This window comes from Bdellovibrio sp. MYbb2, assembly GCF_056175685.1.
Genome location: NZ_JBJKJI010000001.1, coordinates 2,033,312 through 2,051,190, shown reverse-complemented (window position 1 = coordinate 2,051,190; position 17,879 = coordinate 2,033,312). Strand labels below are relative to the sequence as shown.

Sequence of the window (17,879 nt, the reverse complement as noted above, 5' to 3'; positions counted from 1 at the left end):
TCTAAAATTTGAATTATTTGATCGCCATCAACAGATCAGATGTTTCTGCGATCCATGGAGTGTAGGAATCCACACGAGTGAAGATCGACATCATGAAGCAGTCTGGAGTCAAAGGAATCGGCAAAGAGTCACCACGGCTGGCAACACCCATCAGATAAAGACGTCCGTCTTTCTGAACATAAGCAGGCCCACCGGAATCACCACTGCAGATACCTTTACGAATGGACTGGTCCAGCATGATTTCAGTCGTCCCATACAAGGAACGTTTTACTTTCAGCTCAGTCGTGCGCAAAGTGCCTGCACCTTTTTTAACACCCCAAGCCCAGTTCAAACCAAAGCCCGCCACCACAACGTTAGAGCCTTTTTGCAACTGGTTGAAGTCAGTATACAATGGAGCTGGGGCATAACCTGCCGGAGCTGCACCTTCAAATCTTACCAAAGCCACGTCAGCGGTGTCTTCCACGCGCTCAGGATTGTAGTCTTTGTGCTGAAGAGCTTTCACCGTCTTACGAACCTTCGCAGGATCAAGACCCTTCATTTCCTGACCGAAGAAGACAATCAGCTTGTCAGAGTTCGGATCCACGCAGTGAGCAGCCGTCAGAACCAATTGTGGGGCAATCAAAGTCCCAGAGCACAAAGCACCGGCTTTTTCATCGTAAAGACCCACTGTAGAGCGAGCAATGATATCGTTGGCAGAAACCTTATCACCACCAATAACATCCTGACCTTGCGTTTGAATTTGCGCAGCATTTTGATCCGCACAAGCAGCCAACATCGCAGCAGAAACCATCATCAAAGAAATCTTTTTGAGCATTTGAGCACTCCTTTAAAAGCGCTCCCCTTCTATCAAAGAAAGTCCCGCAACGCCTCTAATTAAAAGTGTTCCCAGATGTTTTTACCCTACCGTCCTGATTTTTGACAATTTTGGGCCCACCGCCACAACCACAACAGCCCAGATCGCAATGGCTCATAAACCGCGTTGGTCCCCACTTTGAAGTATTTCAATCCGTTCAAAGATTTACCCTCCAAAGGATAAGAAAATGAAAATGACTAAGATTGCGGTGCTTTGTCTGATGTTCGGCTCTTCCCTGTCCCAGGCGGCGGGCCTTGATGTATCCCAGATCCAAAACTGTCTGCATCAGGAACAGTCCCTGTACAGCTCCCAGCATCCCCTGAAAGCCCAGTACCTGCTTCAGGAGGTGGAAGGTTCGGTTCGCGATCTTATCCTGACGACAGCGTCCCACAAAGAGCACACCGCGGCCGTGCAAGAGATCCTGAAAACCTCCGGGTCTTGCGCCGAAGCCCGCACGCGTGCCCTGAACTTTGCGAAGGCCCAAGACCTTGCGGCACTGCCAATGCTGCAAGCCCTGGTCGACACCAAAAAATCTGATATGGAAGAACTGAAACTGTGGGATGCCGAAGCCCGCAAGGCTTTGAAAGAGGCCTCTTATGTTCAAGCGGAAAGCTCTTTCCAGGCCGACCGTCACCCATCCTTGGCGCTGTTCATGGCTTCCGGTGAAACGACCTCCATTCTGGAAGAACAGTTTGAATTTGCCGCGGGCAGCACAATGAAAAACTCCTTGGAAACTTTGGCCGGGGCTGATGCCAACGCGGATCTGCTGGAAGCGCGTCTGTCTGAAAGAATCCGCACTGAAGCCGACCAGAAAATGGAAAAGGCCTTGGCTCTTAGCGCAGGCCTTCTGAAATAAGTTTAAAAGTGCGCCGCTAAAAGGCGCCTGTATCAATTTTGGACACGTCAAGAAGCTTCTGCCCCCTATAGATTGCTTCTGAGGACGTCTCAAATTGGAATCCGCTTTGCAACTATTGGCTGAGGCCCCAAGAGCCCCTAACCATGAGGACGAAAAAATGGTACGTCGGTTTCATACATCCAAGGTGCTGATCCCACTTCTGCTGACTTTGCAGAGTTTGAATGCCCATGCTGTCACGGACGCCAATCCGCAGATTGCAAACAAGCATCTGATGCCCAATGCCGTGCGCGTGCAAATCACTCCGCGCGGGATGAAATATTTCGACAACCGTCTGAGCGACATCCTTGGAAACGTGGGTGTGAAGCTGGATGAGGGTTACTTCCCTGCCATGAGCTACACCGCTGAAAAACCCATCAATATGGACGAGTTCATGGATGCAAATCCAGAGATGGTCAAAATGTACCAGCAGGTGCGCGGTCTTTTGACTCGCTGGCTGGTGGGCTTCTCTATGAATGATCACCAACCGACTATTGAGATCGGTGAATCCGGTTACGTTGCAAAATTCTCGCGCTTTGGTCTGGTCACCGACGAAATTCTGATGGAGGCTCTGGGGAAACGTGATGGCGCCATTTTGGCGATTGAACTTGAAGTCAAAAAACTGACGATCTCCACCAAATCCGTGGTGGCGTGGGATACACAAAACGAATTCCTGGGTAAAGCCGGTTTTGAAGACGTGACGTTGCAGGCGGCTGACGAGGAAATGCCTCTGAAAATCCGTCTGCCATTCTATCTGCGCATGAACAACATGGGCGGACTTGAATTTGAAGCGCTTGAAATTTCCAATAACTTTGATTCCATCCCACTGGGCTTGAAATACGGTCGCCTGATCGTTCCTCAGTTTGCAGTGGAAGTGAATGGCAAGAAATTCTATGTAAACAACGAGGAACTGGAAAGACTGTTCCAGTCCCAGGCTCCGATGATTCTTGAAAAAGTTCGCGGCAGCATCGGGGACTTTGCGCGCACGCAACTGCCGGCCATGCTGAATCAGAAAGCCAAGGAATTCCTGGGTGGATCTTTGGAACAGGTTCAGGACATGGCAGCTCCGGGTCAGGAACCCACTGACACCCGTCCCGCTTTCAAGTGGGGCTTGCAGCTGCAAAGCCTGAATCTTAAGAAATCCTTGAATGTTGATCTGACCACTTATGTGGAAGACCCGATCAACTCGCAGAGTGCTCCGGTGAAGTCGCACGCTTCCCGTGGGGCTCCGTCCTTCACCGCGGTGACTCAGGAAAACTATGACATCGGGTTGAGCGTGGACCGCGCCCTGATCAACCGCGTTTTGCAACTGGCTTTCGAGCGCAAAAATTTCGAACAGATCAAACAAAGTGATGGTTCCGTTTTGAAACTGGTCGCGACTCCTTTGATCGACTATGTAAAAACTCCAGCCGGTGTGGCGGTTAAGCCTACGGAAACCTTCGTTAAACTGAGAGTTTCAGTCGAAATTCAACCCGACAGCATGTTCTTGAAAAAGACCATCGTGGTGGACTTCGATATCATTGCAAAATTGCGCCAATTGAGTGATAAGACCGGCATGCAGTTGCTGATGTATTCCATCGACACTGACAGCATGTACCTGGATGACAAGTACATCTCGACAGCCGGCAAGCTGTTCAAAGGCAAAGTCCGTGAAGGTGTAAAGGACGAGCTGAAAAAACGCAGTGCCAACTGGGCCAAAACGGAAGAATCCCTTCCGGGTGGGCTGCCACTGCCACCGCAGATTTTGGGAATTAAACTGGATATCAATCGCGTGATGATGGATCCAAATGGTCACCTGATCATGTATCTGGATTACGCGAAAACAGGAGCAAACTAATGAGATCCCTCAAACTTATCATCATCAATGCTTTGACTCTGATCATCGGTCTGGGCCTTATGAGTGGTTCGGTTTCACAAAGAAGTGCGGAAGCTGCACGCTTTGAAACGATCCCGTCCCTTCAGGTGAACAAACTGGGTAACTATCGCGGTCAGTACCTGACAGTTCTTTACGCTGTGGGTTCCCGCCCATTCATCTCCACCGACAATTCCTCTATCTCTATTTCTCAGGTGAAAGAGGCGCGCACGGTTTACATCTCTGCTGATGCCATGAGCCTGCCATCCGTACAGGTTGAAAAAGAGGGCTTCCGCCCTTCTTACAACATCGTGGTGTTTGTGGTTTCCCCGCAGGCCAATTACAGCTGGGTGAACGCGGACGGTTCTGTGCCTCAGGGCATGACTTCCACGGGCAACCGTCTGAGCTCTTTGATCAACGCGATCAACAAGACAGATGTTGATGGCTTCATCACCTCTCAGGGTGAAAACGGAACTCTGCAAATCAATCTGGTGAAATAGTTCCAGAACTGAAAAATCAGAAAAAGAAAAAGGCCCTGAATCAGGGCCTTTTTTATTTTATCCCAATGATACAGAGGCCGCAGCCTTCTGCCCGGTTTCAATCGCCCCCTGCAGGGTTCCGGCAAAACGCAGGCTGGTGTGTTCGCCGGCGAACAGCAACTGCCCGTTCAACTCCGGATCGGCGGCGGCTCCGCGGAACTTCATATACTGACCAGGCTTAAACACCGCCATGGATCCCAAAGACCACTTGCGCTGCTTCCAGTTCACCATCTGGTCCCGGCCGTGAAATTTAGCCGGCACTTCGCCATAGAACAAGCCCAGATCTTTCAAGGTGTCTTCAGTGGCGGAGGCCCCGGCCTTCAAACCGGAACTGCCTGCGCGCTGCCACGTCAGCAAGCCTTGCGTGCCGGCTTGTGAACGCCCGGAATCCCAGATTTTTTCCGTCAGGAAATCACCCGTGAAATTCCCCAGGTTCGCCGGGGTGGAACCGCTGCGCGTGCTCCAGAATGGGTTCGCAAACGGAATCAGACCTTTCGAGTGAGTCGCGTATTCCTGAGTGCGCACGGCTTCTTTTTTAAGATTGGAAATTTCCAGATCCATAAAGCCCTTCACTTCACGCAGCTTCGAGAACGGAATTGTGCAGATCACACTGCGCGTGCGGAAGGTTTCTTTGCCTTGCGCCCCTTGGAAAGTCAGTTCGAAAGTTTCATTTTCAAACGACATTTCCACCAGCGCCATGTTCATCTTCACCGAATAATCCGGGATGACCCCGGCCACTCGCGAAGCCAGCGTCTGCATCAGATTCGACAGCCCGCCTTCCATGCGATAAGTGGTGCGCGCACCCAGCAGCGAGCTGCCTTCGGCGTCGACAGTGGAAAGGAAATGCAAAGACGACTGATCGGCGGCATCCACACCAAAACGGCTAACCGCCTGGGTTTCGATCAACTGACGCAGCACCGGGTCCACTTCCGAAGACCAGGATTCCAAAAGATCCTTCAACGACAAGGTGTCATAGTAAGCAGCGCGCTCGTACTGGAATGAATTTTTGTAACTTAGCACCACATCCTGATCACGATACAGATCCAGACGCACACGGCGCAATGGCGCTTGCAGGGTCTTCATTCGCGGCAGCAGGTCTTTCACGCGGTACTGTTTACCATCAAAGGAAAACAGGTGTGCTTCCACATCCGTCGGGGTTTTGATCTCGCGCACCGGCAGATTCAGCTCTTTGGCAAGGCTCAGCAGCTGCACGTGGGAGTTGTCAAAAAACTCGGCCCCCAGCTCGCCCACGGGGCCGGTTTCACCGAACACGGGAACGCTTTGCACGCGGCCGCCCACACGTGAGGATGCCTCAAAGATACGGAAAGGGATTTTCTTCTTTTTCAGCTCAAAAGCCGCCGCCAGGCCGGCAGCGCCAGCCCCCAGAATAACAACTTCACTGCGCAGATCGCGGGCATCACCCATGAAGAATCGCTCGGCACTGGCGCAGCCGCCCCATGCCAAAGCCGAAGACCCCAGGGCCGAGATTTTTAAAAACTCGCGACGAGTAAAAGAACTTTTTGCCATCAATCCCTCACCTGCATAGAATGGCAACACTTTGAAGCAGAATCAAATCAATCTCACAAATCTCGATAGAATGTTTGATGTCCTGGAGGACCATCACTGGTCCGTTGCAACTGAGGTTTTCTCAGAGGATTTCTGTCGGGCACTCGCCCAAGAGTGTCAAAATCTTCATGCTGCCGGGGCCCTGAACAAAGCCTCTATCGGACATTCAAACACGAAGACCGTGAATTCCGGGATTCGGGGTGATTTCACTCTGTGGCTGGAGCAGGACACGGGCTCGGACTTACAAAAACAGTTCCTTGCCGAGCTTGAAATTCTGCGCCAGAAACTGAATGAGAATTTTTATTTGGGTCTCCAAAGATTTGAATCGCACTTTGCCCTGTATCCTCCCGGCGGAGGATATGATAAGCATATCGACAACCACCGCGGGTCCGGCGCAAGACGGATCACTTTCATCCTCTACCTCAATGCCCACTGGCAAAAAGGCGACGGAGGAGAACTGAGTTTGTACAGCCCCGAAGATGAAAACCTTCTGCTGGCGCAAGTGCAGCCCCGCCTTGGAACATTTGTCCTTTTCCGCAGCGATCTCTTTCCCCATCAGGTGGAAAAGAGTCATTCACCCCGGCTCAGTCTGACTGGCTGGTTTAGGAACGACGCATCATGAAGTCATTGTTTGCAGAAGTTGTTTTCACTCGTATCCACGCCCGCCTCACCGTTCTGTTATGTTCTTTGGTAGCGGCGGTTCTGGGCTTGATGGGTCCTTTCTTTCAGAAGGAATTCATCGACCAACTGACCGGAGTCGAAAGCAAGCTGCACTTCATCCAGTTTGATCACACCCTGTCTTACATCATTGGCGCTTTTTTCTGTGTTTTGCTGGCCCAGGCTTTCTCGCAACTGACAAACTTTCTGAGCGTTCGCGAAGCCCTGCACATGCAAAAGGTCTTTGCCAAACGTCTTTACAACAAAACCCTGCATCTGCGTGTCGACACCATGAGCGGCCGCCCGGTGGGGGAAATTGTTTCCCTGTACGCCACCGACGTTCAAGGGGCCACCGTGTTTTTGGATCAGACGCTGCCGGCCGGCGCTTCCACGATCTTCCCGCTGATTCTGGCACCCTTTGCAATTTCGCTGCTGTTTGATATTCCGCTGTGGCCAACCGTGCTGGTGATGCTGGGAATTTCCTGTTTGAACACTTTCATGGCGTTTCGTCAGTCGAAGTTCTTTTTCAATTTCAAGCAACTGGCAGCAGAACGCATTGGTCTGGTGAATGAGTGGATTCAAAATATCCGCACCATCCGCATCTTAAGCTGGACCCATCACTTTGAAAGCAACATCTTCGCCAAACGTGAAATTGAAACCAGCAACCGTGTTTCCATGGTCACCAACGGTCAGACGATGAACTCGATTTCCACTTCCATCACGTTCTTCCTGAATGTGGTGGCATTGGCAACTTTGGTGTTTTACTCCAAACACACTCTGACCAGTGGCGAGCTTTTGGCGTTGCTTTGGATTGTGGCGGTGTTCCTGACCCGTCCCTTCCGTCAGATGCCGTGGTTCTTTACGTTTGCCTTTGATTCCTGGACATCACTGCGCCGCCTGGAAGAATTCTTCTCGACCCAAAACAATGAAACCGCAGAAAATTCTCAAGAACGCCGTCAAGCGGAACTAGCAGACAAGTTTGCCCTGCAGGTCCGTGGCTTGAATCTGACCGTGGCGCAAAGAAAGATTCTTAGAAATGTGGATCTGGATATCGCCCACGGCGAATTTGTCGCCGTTGTCGGCGAAGTCGGCGCCGGCAAGTCCATGCTGCTGTTGTCGCTGTTGAAAGAAACCGGTGCGCATTTTGATTTCTATCACCTGGGTGGCAAGAACGCCCTGAATGTTTCGGTTGATGAAGTTCGTGCGCACTTTGCCTATGTCCCGCAGGAAGGTTTTATCATGAACGCCACCTTGCGCGAAAACGTGGCCTTCTTGTACGACATCGAAGCGGAACGGGACCCGATGGTGGAAGAATCGTTGCGTCTGGCGCAGTTTGATCTGGACACTGAACGCGTGGAAAAAGGCCTGAACACTGAAATCGGTGAACGCGGCGTGAATCTGTCCGGCGGCCAGAAACAGCGTGTGGGACTGGCGCGGGTGCACTATCACGAAGCCCCGATCATGCTGCTGGATGACTGCCTCAGTGCCGTGGATGTCGACACTGAACATAAACTGTTTGAACAGCTGTTGCTGGGGGCCTGGGCGGACCGCACCCGTTTGCTGGTGACTCACCGCCTGAGTGCCCTTCACCGCGTTGATCGTATTTTATTCATGGAAGACGGTCAGATTATTGATTCCGGTACCTACGAGCAGCTCCTGTCGCGCAATGAAAAGTTCCGCGAATATACGACCAGCGTTGCCAAAGAAGCCACTGAAAAAGAATCCGCAAAGAAAGCGGAGGTGTCCAATGTCTAATGCTCCAATCAAAGCCAAGTACCTGAGCGATGGCGACACCAAAAAAGACGGCGGCTACAACCAGACCATTTTCGAAACACTGAAGTTCGCCTACAGCCCGTTCTTCACCCGCATTGTGCTGTGTCTGGTTCTGGGCATCACCGGGCGTGGTTTGCTTTTGGCCAACACCAACGTGATCGGCTATTGGGTCGACACCATCGTCGGCAAGGAAAACATTCTTTCAGGTTTAAGCTCAGCCCAGTTGATCACCCTGCTGGCCGTGATGGCGGTGACCGGCTTTGTTCTGACCATGACCTTCCGGGTGAGCTTCTCGCGTCTGTCGGCTCAGGCGATTTCTTCATTCTATGATGAAGTGACCCTGCGCACGTCCCGCCTGCCGATGAGTTTCTTTGACAACACTCCGGCCGGAAGAATCATCACACGTTTTTCCAGTGACTATGGCAACGTCTTCCGTTTGTTTGGCGGACCTTTGGCCGAATTTATTTCCATCATTTTTGATCTGACCATGATGATCATTCTGATCACCGTGGCAAATCCGGTGTATCTGATCTTTGTGGTCTTTATCGCGTTGATGAACTATCTGATTTACAAACTGAATCAGGAAAAACTGCGCACGGCTCGTCGTGAACTGTCAGCCAGCCGTTCTCCAAGCATCGCGCATTTTGCCGAAACCACCCAAGGGGCCAGCACGATTCGCTCGTTCCGCCGTCAGCAGTCATTCAGTGAACGTTTTGAACGCCTGGACAGCCACTTCCTGACGCAAAAGATGGACACCACGAAAAGTCTGCTCAGTTTCTCTTTGCAGATGAACAGTCTGACGGCCCTGCTGCTACTGGTGACCGGCGTGTCGGCTTATTTTATGGTTGAAAAAGGCTGGGCGACGGTCGGATCTGTCGGTGTGGCCTTTGCATTTATCGCGCTTTCCGGCAACACCGTGCAGATGTTCTTTGAATGGTTGACCCAGTTTGAAGAAGCCATGATCGGAGTTGAAAGACTGGATCAGTACATGCGCATGAACATCGAACAAGGCAGCTTGCTGCCTTCAACGGCCACCTTTGCCACGGGACACCCGACTTATTCCCGAAGTGTGGAAAAGTACCTGTCCACGCGCCGTCTGACCGAAGAACGCAATGCCTCTGTCCAAGTACAAGACGTGTGGTTCCGTTATCGCGAAGACCTGCCATGGGTTCTTAAAGGCGTCAACTTTGACGTGAAGGCCGGCGAACGCCTGGGTATCGTGGGACGCACGGGTTCAGGCAAATCCAGCCTGATTCAGGCTTTGTTCTATTTGTACCCGATCGACAAAGGCCAGATTGCCATCAACACCCACCAACCGAAACTGACCGCGGCGACCAACGGCGTGGATCTGAACCTGTACCGCAAATCCATGGCCTTTATTTCCCAGGAACCGATTCTGTTCCAGGGAACATTGCGCTTTAATCTGGATATTGAAGGCACCCTGACGGAAGAAAAACTGCTTTCCGTTTTGGCACAGGTGGGCTTGCGCGAATGGGTGCTGGCTCAGCCCGGTGGCCTGGATATGCGCATTGAGGAACGCGGTAAAAACCTGTCCCTGGGGGAACGTCAGCTTCTGTGCATGGCGCGCTGCCTGCTGCAACAAGCCCCGATTGTCATTATGGACGAAGCCACCAGCTCGGTCGATCCCCAGTCTGAAGAAATCATGGTCCGCGCGACTGAAGAATTCTTCTCGGACCGCACCCAGATTATTATTGCCCACCGTCTGTCCACGCTTGCAAAGTGTGATCGAATCTTATGGTTACAGAATGGCGAGATCAAAGCTTTGGGGCCGACATCGGAAGTGCTGCCTCGCTTTAAAAATACAGAACTGGTCTAACAATTAGGGTTGCCCCTGCCGATGATAAGGGGTATTTCATCGGGCAAAGCATAAATTTTCAACTGGTGGGGCGAGATGGACAGCAACAACAACCAGAACAACATCGAAGTCCAGGATCAAGACACAGTTCTCATTCTATCCGAGAGCTGGTCTGCCCTTAGTCCGGCCGAGCGCCGTGAAAAATTCAAAGACCTGCCCCGCACCGATGCTGAAGAGCTTTTCCTAAGCCTTAAGACCCACGATCAGGCCGAACTGATCGAAGAAGCGACTCATCTTGAAAAGAGATCCTGGATCCGCCTGCTGGCCCCCGATGACGTGGCCGATTTGATCCAGGAAATGGGCGGCGACCACAAAGAAGACATCCTGTCTTTGCTGGACCCGCAGACCAAACGTGAAGTCACGGCCCTGCTGGCTTACGCGGAAGACGCCGCCGGGGGCTTGATGAGCTCCCGTTTCGTGCGCCTGCGTCCTGACATGAGTGTGGATGAAGCCATCAGCTACATCCGCATTCAGGCCAAAACCCACGTTGAAACGATTTATTACGCTTACGTGCTGGATTCCGACCAGAAGCTTCTGGGCGTGGTTTCCTTCCGCGAGTTGTTCCAGTCTTCACCTGAAAAAAAGATCGCAGAAATCATGCACACCGACGTTCTGAAAGTTCCTGTTGAAATGGACCAGGAGCAAATCGGTCGCATCTTCTCGCAACAGGATCTGATGGCCGTCCCAGTTGTCGATGAAAACGGTATCATGAAAGGTATCGTTACGTTCGATGACGTGGCCACGGCCATTCAGGAAGAAGCGACCGAAGATATTCATAAAATCGGGGGTGTTGAATCCCTGGATGCCCCGTACCTGAAGATCTCGATGCTCGAGATGTTAAAAAAGCGCGGTGGCTGGCTGATGATTCTTTTCCTGGGGGAAATGTTCACGGCGACCGCCATGGCATTCTTCGAGGATGAATTATCCAAAGCCGTGGTGCTTTCCATGTTCATCCCGCTGATTATCAGCTCGGGTGGTAACTCGGGTTCTCAGGCTTCCACTTTGATTATTCGTGCGATTGCTCTGCGCGAGGTGCGCTTGCGTGACTGGTGGCGTGTGCTGGGTCGAGAGATCATGACCGGGGCCTGCCTGGGTCTGGTGCTGGGTGCGATCGGTTTTATCCGAATCATGCTGTGGCCGAATCGTGAAACACTGTACACCGCTCACTACATGCAAGTGGGTCTGACAGTTGCCGCCAGCGTCGTGGGTGTCGTGTTGTGGGGAACTATTTCCGGATCGATGCTTCCCTTCATCCTGAAAAAAGTCGGCTTTGACCCTGCTTCTGCTTCGGCCCCGGCCGTCGCCACTTTGGTCGACGTCACAGGTTTGGTGATCTACTTCTCGGCCGCATCCTTCTTCCTGTCAGGAATTCTGCTCTAGAAAAAGGTTCCCGGTTCTTTTTCGGGTCTACACCGCAGCAATAAAAAAAAGGGAGTCTTTCGACTCCCTTTTTTATTTCTTAACTTCAGTACTCTAAGTTTTAATAAGTCCCGATGTCCAGTCGCGGATCATCGCCAGGGTTCCGGTTCGAGCGTTCTCGAAGGCGACCCCGTAGGCTTTGTTTTCTTCGCACCAGACCACTTGACCCTGCACCTCGATGACCTCGTGGCCATCCGGGCTTTGGATGCGCATGGTGACGATACCGCCTTTTTCCAGCGCCTGATCTGTATTGAATGACAAACCACCCTGAGAGATCGTGTTCACAGAACCCACCAGTTCACGCTCACCGACCTGAACGCGGATTTCTGAACTCATCTTGAAGCGATCATGCTTACGGCGCGCTTTCGGATCACGAGCACGCAGAACCTGCCACAAGATCAAAGGCACCATCAGCAATCCGAAAACAACACCCGCAGCACTGCCGCCGGATCCACCGCCCGCTCCCGGGCCCTGGTTGACAACGGATCGAACCAGGCCACAACCGCCGCCGCCAGCAGCAGCATCAGAAGCCACACCTCGTTCAGACAAATAAGATGGCTTGTACGACGGCTGAGAAGCCATCGTCGACGACATGCTTTGCGCCCCATTCAGCAGACTTAAAGCATCAATACGCGCACTGGAAGAAACAATGCCGTTCAGGGAGTACACCTGATCCGCGGACTGCAACACCAGTTGTTTGATCTGATATCCGGAAAGACTGGTCGCTTCGCGCAAGGCCAAAGCCGCCATCCCCGCCACAAACGGAGCCGCCATACTGGTGCCGGACATTTTCATTGTGTCGTTACCAGGAACGGTACTTTCAATATATTCACCCGGACTGCCCACATGAACGGTGTAACTGCCATAGTTCGAGAAGCCCGAGCGGTCATCCCACTTGGAAGTCGAAGCCACAGCGATATTGCTTGGAACATCATAGTTGGCCGGATACATCGGAGCCGAGTCATTATTACTGCCATAGTTGCCGGCAGCCGAAACCACCAGCACGTGATGGTCGTAAGCGTATGTGATCGCATCATGCAAAGAGCGGCTGTAAGTCGAACCACCCCAGGAATTATTGATCACGCGCGCGCCATTGTTCACGGCATAATAAATAGCTTTAATCGCATTGGCTGTGGAACCGGAACCACCCGCCCCCAGGAATTTCAAAGGCATCACCTGGATTTTGGATTCTGCCAAAGGACGGGCAAAGATATTCTGGCCCGCACCCACCACGATCCCCGCCACGTGGGTTCCGTGGTCGTCGTCGTCATAGAAGTTTCCGGTATTGGAAATAAAGTTCCAGCCGTTGATGTCATCAACATATCCGTTTTGATCGTCATCAACCCCCGGAGTTCCATTGGCCTCGATCTGGTTGATCCAAAGCGCGCCCGTACCGCCCGAGCTGTAAGGTTTGAAAACATCATGGGCTTTGTCCAGCCCGGTATCCACCACCGCTACAATCACTTTGCCATGGGATGAATCCAGCGCTGATTGCTGAGACCAGGATTCAGCAACACGCGTGTCGGCCGTGGACTGGGAATAAACGGAAGGATTTGAGGACACATAACCTGACGCCACGACGTCTTCATAAGACAGACGTTCGACAGGACCGTTGGGCTCCACTTCGTTCTTTTTCAAAATGAAGTTGGGCTCAATATATTCAACATCCGGGTCATTCTTTAAAGCCTCGTACATGGCTTTTTCGTCCATGTCAGACTTCATAGACACCTGGAACACACCCAAGCCCGGAAAGGCGGACTTAAAGTTGGCTTTCCCCTGCAATTTGGTCTGAGCCAGCCCGGATCCTCCAGCGGAGGCCTTGAACTTGATCAGATACTCGCCAGGAACAGCTTCAGGAGCTGACTGCGCCCCCGCATTCCACCCAATCAGAATCAATGAAATAAAAAGACCTCTTAGAATCGGCGTCACCGGTTCTCCTTTTCCACTCAGTTACTATTCGGCCGGAAGTCGAGGAGGATTTAGACAAATTATTTTTATTCTGCGTCTCACAGTGAGACAGCGTCAGAACTTGAAGCCCGCGGGCTTAGCTGATATCTATTTAATGCCGATAGGTCATCAGAGAACAGGACATCTAGCTATGAAACAACTTCAGAAGATCTTCTTGCAGGGCCTCGTTACATTTTTGCCGATCGCACTGACAATCTATATCATTTACGCCGGCGTCGCGATTGTAGACAGCTTCCTTGGGGACGCTCTTCGCCAGATTCTGCCAATCTATATCCCGGGTTTGGGGTTCCTGATCACGATTGTGCTGATTCTTCTTTTGGGTCTGATGCTGAACAACCTTCTGGCGGGCGGTATCTTCCAAAAGCTGGAACAAAAGCTGACCAAAGTTCCCTTCATCAAAGCCATCTACAGTCCCCTGCGCGACCTGATGAATCTGTTTTCCAAGGGTGGAGGCCCGGGCGGTCTGCAAAAAGTTGTCTTGGTGGATATTGGTGAGGGCGAAACCCCGATCCGCGCCATGGGCCTTGTGACCCGTGAAAGCTTCAAAGACGTTCCTGCCATTGAACAAAATGCCGGGGACCGCGTCGCAGTTTATATTCCAATGAGCTATGGTTTGGGTGGATTTACTTTGATGATTCCAAGAAATCGCATCACTCCGCTGGATATGCCGATTGAAAAAGCCATGAGTCTTGCCATCACCGGCTGGGTGAAGGCCGACAAAAACGAAGGCGAGAAAAAGTAATGTCTGATTCTTCTGAAAACACCCTGAGCAAAGCCCGTCGTATCAATCAGGACACCAGTCGTTACGGCGTGTTTGCTGAAATCGGCGCCGGTCAGGAAGTGGCCCGCCACTTCTTCCAGGCTGGTAAAGCGTCTCAGACCATCGCCAAAACCATCTCGGCCTATGACATGGTTGTCAGCGATGACATCTATGGCAAAGAAGCCAACGGCCGATATGTATGTGAACCGCGCCTATACAAGATGCTGGATCACGAATACAGCCTGTTGATCGATCGACTGACAGGCCCGCGCGGTGCCACGTCCCGATTCTTCGCTTTGGCCAATACTGTGGCGACAGCCTCTTCCAGCAGCAATAAGCAGTCCCATGGCTGGATGGGTGTGCGCTTCCAGGCGGAACCCGGCGGCCCGGCCAATGAAATCATTCTGCATGTGCGCATGCTGGATCGTCATCGCCTGCAACAACAGGAAGCTCTGGGCATCCTGGGTGTGAATCTTTTGAATTGTGCATTTTATCATCTGGATAAACCCGAAGACTTCATTCCTTTGCTGGCTGAGGGCCTGAAGGACGGCCAGATCATTATTGATGTGATCAAATTCTCGGGCGCAGCCGTGAAGCATTTCGACGTGCGCCTGATGAATCTGGAACTGGTTCGTCGTGGCTTGGCGGAAGCGATCTTGTTCTCGCCTAAAAACGAGATCCTGAATGTGTCTGACGCCATCTATGGCAAATCGCTGCTGATTCAGCGTGGAACCTATCGCCCGGTCACAGTGACCCACATGGATGTTCTGAAAAAAGGCCTTGAGCAGATGAAGGGCGACGTTCTGGCAACCGAGGGCAAAGCCCTGGAAGTTCTGCCGATCATGGAACTGACCATGCACAATCTGACCACTGACGGACACGTCAATGAAAAGGACTTCCTGGAGCGCGTGGAAACCCTGACCAGTCAGGGTGTGCACGTCATGATTTCCAATTTCTTCCTGTTCTATGGACTGAAACGCTTTATCCGTCGCTACAACCCGCACTTTATGGCGCTGGTTGTGGGTGCAAGCCACTTGAACAAGCTCTTCACAGAAGAGCACTACAGCAACCTGCAAGGTGGTCTACTGGAAGGTCTTGGCAAACTGTTAGAGCAAAAAACCAAACTGTATATCTATCCGCACAAGACACCGAATCTGTGCCTGACGGCAAGAAGCTTCTTCCCGTCCCCGCACCTGCGCCATATCTATGCTCATTTCATTGAAAACAAGCAGATCGTGGACATCTCAGGCTGTGACGAGACTGGTGACTATTTGCATTCTGCAGATGTGATGAAGATGATTGAATCCGGTGATTCTCAATGGGAGCAACTGGTCCCGCCAAGTGCTCGTGATCTGATCAAGTCTAAAAAACTATTCGGCCTCAGATAGAGGCCGAAGTTCCTTTCAAATTAAAATTTAAATTCTTAGAAAGTGTCGCAGCGAACGTTCGGCACACAGTAAGATGGGTGCACCTGATCGCCACAGGATTTGCGTGCATTGAATTCAGCCTCTACCAATGATTTCCCCTCCCCTTTGAATGTTTTTCCGTAACCGGAATCAGTTAACATGCAAATAGCCCCGGCAATCGGGCGCTCGGTGCGCGGGTCAGAACACTTCACCGCCCCTTGGCAGTAGCTGGCGTGAACACCCTTGCCACAGGCTTCACGAGCGGACGCTTCCGCCTCTAGTTTGATACGTCCTTTTCCCAGAAAAACTTTGCTGTAGCCGGAATCAGTGATCATGCAGGCCACATCCAAAGCAGCTGGAGGTGGGTATGGTTCCGGTCTTTGATTGTACTCAAGATTGGAAACGCGCTGATTGATCTGGCTGATGACGCCTTCCAATTGATTCACGCGGGTTTCAAGAATGCGGATGCGTTCAGCCGATCGATCCTGCGCCCCGGCGCTGTGGGCAAAAAGAAAACAGGATGCAGAAAGAACCAGAACCAAAGAACTTCTTATAAGCGACATAATCACAACCCCCGGTGTTTTTCTTCTCCCCCATTGAGAAGACGGAAGTTACAAAAGCAAGATCCAGGCCAAAAAATCAGGAGTCAGAATGGCCCCGGAGAGAAGTTTGGAATTTTTTGGCAAACCGGAAGTAAGTCATCGCCACAAACAAAATCCCAGAGCTGCAAACGGGCAACAGAAAACCCAAATGCCCGTATCTGGAAAAAACATACCCGCCCAACACCGAGCCCAATCCGAAAAACAGAATGATCCCCAAGCGCATCAAGGTGGCCTTTTCTTCATTTTCCACATCATGCAGCTTATGCCGGTTCAGAATACGCACTAAGCCAATCCCCAAATCAGTGGTAATCCCCGTCAAGTGTGTCGTTCGAATCACAGAACGGGACACGGTGGTAATAGTGCCATTCTGAACTCCACAGACCAAACACAACAAAGCAAGCAGCACAAAATCCCGACGAGCCCCCAAAGGCTCACCAAATGTGCCAAAAAAGCCCAAGACTCCACCGACAAAGACCACCAAAGTCAAAAAGAAGATGAAACCGAAGGCGATATAGTATTTGGGCTTCTTTCGGAGCTTCAGGCGGATATCCACCAGTTGACCGCTCAACATGGCCCCAAACAAAAAGAACAAAGGCACCAGCAACATGCCCCAGGCATATCGCGGTCGTCCCTTCGCCAACTCCAAACCAAAAAACGTGGCAAAACCGGTCACATGAGAAACAAAACGATGGCAGGCCATAAAGCCCCCGATATTGAGAACCCCGGCCTGCAAAGCCATCAGCATCCATACGGAAATATTACTTTTGGTATAATGGGAAATGGACTCGTTGCCGTAGATCATAACACTCTTTGCTATACTCACTATTGCAACATGATGCAATTACAACTTGACTCTTCGGCACAAAAAAGGCACGAAGACGTCATGCCCTATTTCTTGCCCGAAGAACTGTATTACACGACCAATCACGAGTGGCTGCACGTCGATGAGAATCTCGCGACAATCGGCCTGACCGAATATGCCCTGGAACGCCTGGGCGAAATTCTTTACATGGAGCTTCCTGAAGAGGGTCAGCACACCACCCCGGGCCACACCTTGAGTTCCATTGAAAGCGTGAAGAACATCCATGATCTGATCTCCACCATCAATGGCACAGTGCTGGAGGTCAACGCCTCCCTGATTGAAGATCCCACGCCTCTCAATGATGATCCAATGAGCGAAGGTTGGCTATTTCGTATCGAAATGGACAACGAGCGCGACCTTTCCAGTCTGATTCGCTCCCGGGACTACAAAGCCCTGATCAGCAAATGAAAAAGCACCGCGACTTAGTTCTTTTTTTAAAGTCTCACGGCCTGCGCATGACCGCTTCCAAAAAGCTGATGATCCAGTTTTTCCTGGATCATCAGAATCACCCTGTCCGCCCCCAAGATTTGCAAAGCTTCATGACCAAGCATCTGCCCAAAGCGGACCGCACGACGATTTATCGCAATATTGAAAAATTGATTTCTTTGGATGTTATTCAGGAACTGCATATTCCGCAGAAGGGAAAAGTCTTTAAGTACATCTTCGACAAAAAGCCACATCACTACTGCATCTGCAAGTCCTGCGGTAAAGTGATCAAAGGCAATGAGGACCTTTTCAAACGCATCGAAAAGACATTGAAGGAAATCCACGACTTCGCCAAAGCCAATCTGTCCGTCGTCTTTTATGGCCACTGTTCCCAGTGCGAATAAATCCCATCGACTAAAAAACCCGCA

Annotated in this window: 16 protein-coding genes; 11 read left to right on the top strand and 5 right to left on the bottom strand. The window is 51.5% G+C overall.

The window, feature by feature from the left end:
- Nucleotides 1-13: 13 nt before the first annotated feature.
- Nucleotides 14-814, bottom strand: a complete 801-nt coding sequence (locus AC04MQ_RS09915; protein WP_015091591.1) for a S1 family peptidase — start codon at nt 812-814, stop codon at nt 14-16.
- A 226-nt stretch (nt 815-1,040) separates the two neighbouring features.
- Here AC04MQ_RS09915 and AC04MQ_RS09910 point away from each other — a divergent pair, with 226 nt between their 5' ends.
- The 3 genes from AC04MQ_RS09910 to AC04MQ_RS09900 all read left to right on the top strand — a co-directional run bounded on the left by AC04MQ_RS09910 (nt 1,041) and on the right by AC04MQ_RS09900 (nt 4,097).
- A complete protein-coding gene (locus tag AC04MQ_RS09910; RefSeq protein WP_015091592.1) occupies nt 1,041-1,709 on the top strand; it encodes a hypothetical protein in 669 nt (222 codons plus the stop codon).
- A gap of 157 nt (nt 1,710-1,866) precedes the next feature.
- Nucleotides 1,867-3,582, top strand: coding sequence for a DUF2785 domain-containing protein (locus tag AC04MQ_RS09905; protein WP_475391991.1), 1,716 nt, complete (start codon nt 1,867-1,869; stop codon nt 3,580-3,582).
- On the top strand, nt 3,582-4,097 hold the full coding sequence (locus AC04MQ_RS09900; RefSeq protein ID WP_015091594.1) for a hypothetical protein: 516 nt from the start codon (nt 3,582-3,584) through the stop codon (nt 4,095-4,097). Before AC04MQ_RS09905 ends, AC04MQ_RS09900 begins: the two co-directional genes overlap by 1 nt.
- A gap of 57 nt (nt 4,098-4,154) precedes the next feature.
- Here the strand turns inward: AC04MQ_RS09900 and AC04MQ_RS09895 are convergent, their stop codons facing one another.
- Nucleotides 4,155-5,663, bottom strand: a complete 1,509-nt coding sequence (locus AC04MQ_RS09895) for a flavin monoamine oxidase family protein (RefSeq protein WP_475391990.1) — start codon at nt 5,661-5,663, stop codon at nt 4,155-4,157.
- A 31-nt stretch (nt 5,664-5,694) separates the two neighbouring features.
- Here AC04MQ_RS09895 and AC04MQ_RS09890 point away from each other — a divergent pair, with 31 nt between their 5' ends.
- From AC04MQ_RS09890 to mgtE, 4 genes are all read left to right on the top strand, one after another.
- Nucleotides 5,695-6,324 carry a 2OG-Fe(II) oxygenase gene (locus AC04MQ_RS09890; protein WP_475391989.1) on the top strand — a complete coding sequence of 210 codons (630 nt, stop codon included), beginning with the start codon at nt 5,695-5,697 and terminating at the stop codon, nt 6,322-6,324.
- The gene (locus AC04MQ_RS09885) at nt 6,321-8,114 is read left to right on the top strand and encodes an ABC transporter ATP-binding protein (RefSeq protein ID WP_475391988.1); all 1,794 of its coding nucleotides are present in this window, start codon (nt 6,321-6,323) and stop codon (nt 8,112-8,114) included. The genes AC04MQ_RS09890 and AC04MQ_RS09885 overlap by 4 nt, the downstream gene beginning before the upstream one ends.
- Nucleotides 8,107-9,969 (top strand): ABC transporter ATP-binding protein, encoded by a 1,863-nt coding sequence (locus tag AC04MQ_RS09880; RefSeq protein WP_475391987.1) that lies wholly within the window; start codon nt 8,107-8,109, stop codon nt 9,967-9,969. Before AC04MQ_RS09885 ends, AC04MQ_RS09880 begins: the two co-directional genes overlap by 8 nt.
- Nucleotides 9,970-10,044: 75 nt before the next feature.
- Nucleotides 10,045-11,388 carry a magnesium transporter gene (gene mgtE / locus AC04MQ_RS09875; protein ID WP_015091599.1) on the top strand — a complete coding sequence of 448 codons (1,344 nt, stop codon included), beginning with the start codon at nt 10,045-10,047 and terminating at the stop codon, nt 11,386-11,388.
- 93 nt (nt 11,389-11,481) lie between these two features.
- Here the strand turns inward: mgtE and AC04MQ_RS09870 are convergent, their stop codons facing one another.
- Nucleotides 11,482-13,356: a S8 family serine peptidase gene (locus AC04MQ_RS09870; RefSeq protein ID WP_015091600.1), complete on the bottom strand. Its 1,875-nt coding sequence runs from the start codon at nt 13,354-13,356 to the stop codon at nt 11,482-11,484.
- 169 nt (nt 13,357-13,525) lie between these two features.
- Between AC04MQ_RS09870 and AC04MQ_RS09865 the strand changes: the two genes are divergently transcribed.
- Nucleotides 13,526-14,137: a DUF502 domain-containing protein gene (locus AC04MQ_RS09865; protein WP_015091601.1), complete on the top strand. Its 612-nt coding sequence runs from the start codon at nt 13,526-13,528 to the stop codon at nt 14,135-14,137.
- Nucleotides 14,137-15,543 carry a hypothetical protein gene (locus tag AC04MQ_RS09860; protein WP_015091602.1) on the top strand — a complete coding sequence of 469 codons (1,407 nt, stop codon included), beginning with the start codon at nt 14,137-14,139 and terminating at the stop codon, nt 15,541-15,543. The genes AC04MQ_RS09865 and AC04MQ_RS09860 overlap by 1 nt, the downstream gene beginning before the upstream one ends.
- Before the next feature lie 35 nt (nt 15,544-15,578).
- Here the strand turns inward: AC04MQ_RS09860 and AC04MQ_RS09855 are convergent, their stop codons facing one another.
- Both AC04MQ_RS09855 and AC04MQ_RS09850 read right to left on the bottom strand, forming a co-directional pair.
- Nucleotides 15,579-16,124: a hypothetical protein gene (locus tag AC04MQ_RS09855; protein ID WP_475391986.1), complete on the bottom strand. Its 546-nt coding sequence runs from the start codon at nt 16,122-16,124 to the stop codon at nt 15,579-15,581.
- Between the two features lie 76 nt (nt 16,125-16,200).
- A complete protein-coding gene (locus tag AC04MQ_RS09850) occupies nt 16,201-16,986 on the bottom strand; it encodes a YoaK family protein (RefSeq protein WP_475391985.1) in 786 nt (261 codons plus the stop codon).
- A 60-nt stretch (nt 16,987-17,046) separates the two neighbouring features.
- Between AC04MQ_RS09850 and gcvH the strand changes: the two genes are divergently transcribed.
- Nucleotides 17,047-17,433, top strand: coding sequence for a glycine cleavage system protein GcvH (gene gcvH, locus AC04MQ_RS09845; RefSeq protein WP_475391984.1), 387 nt, complete (start codon nt 17,047-17,049; stop codon nt 17,431-17,433).
- Nucleotides 17,430-17,855, top strand: a complete 426-nt coding sequence (locus tag AC04MQ_RS09840; protein WP_015091606.1) for a Fur family transcriptional regulator — start codon at nt 17,430-17,432, stop codon at nt 17,853-17,855. The genes gcvH and AC04MQ_RS09840 overlap by 4 nt, the downstream gene beginning before the upstream one ends.
- Nucleotides 17,856-17,879: the final 24 nt, after the last annotated feature.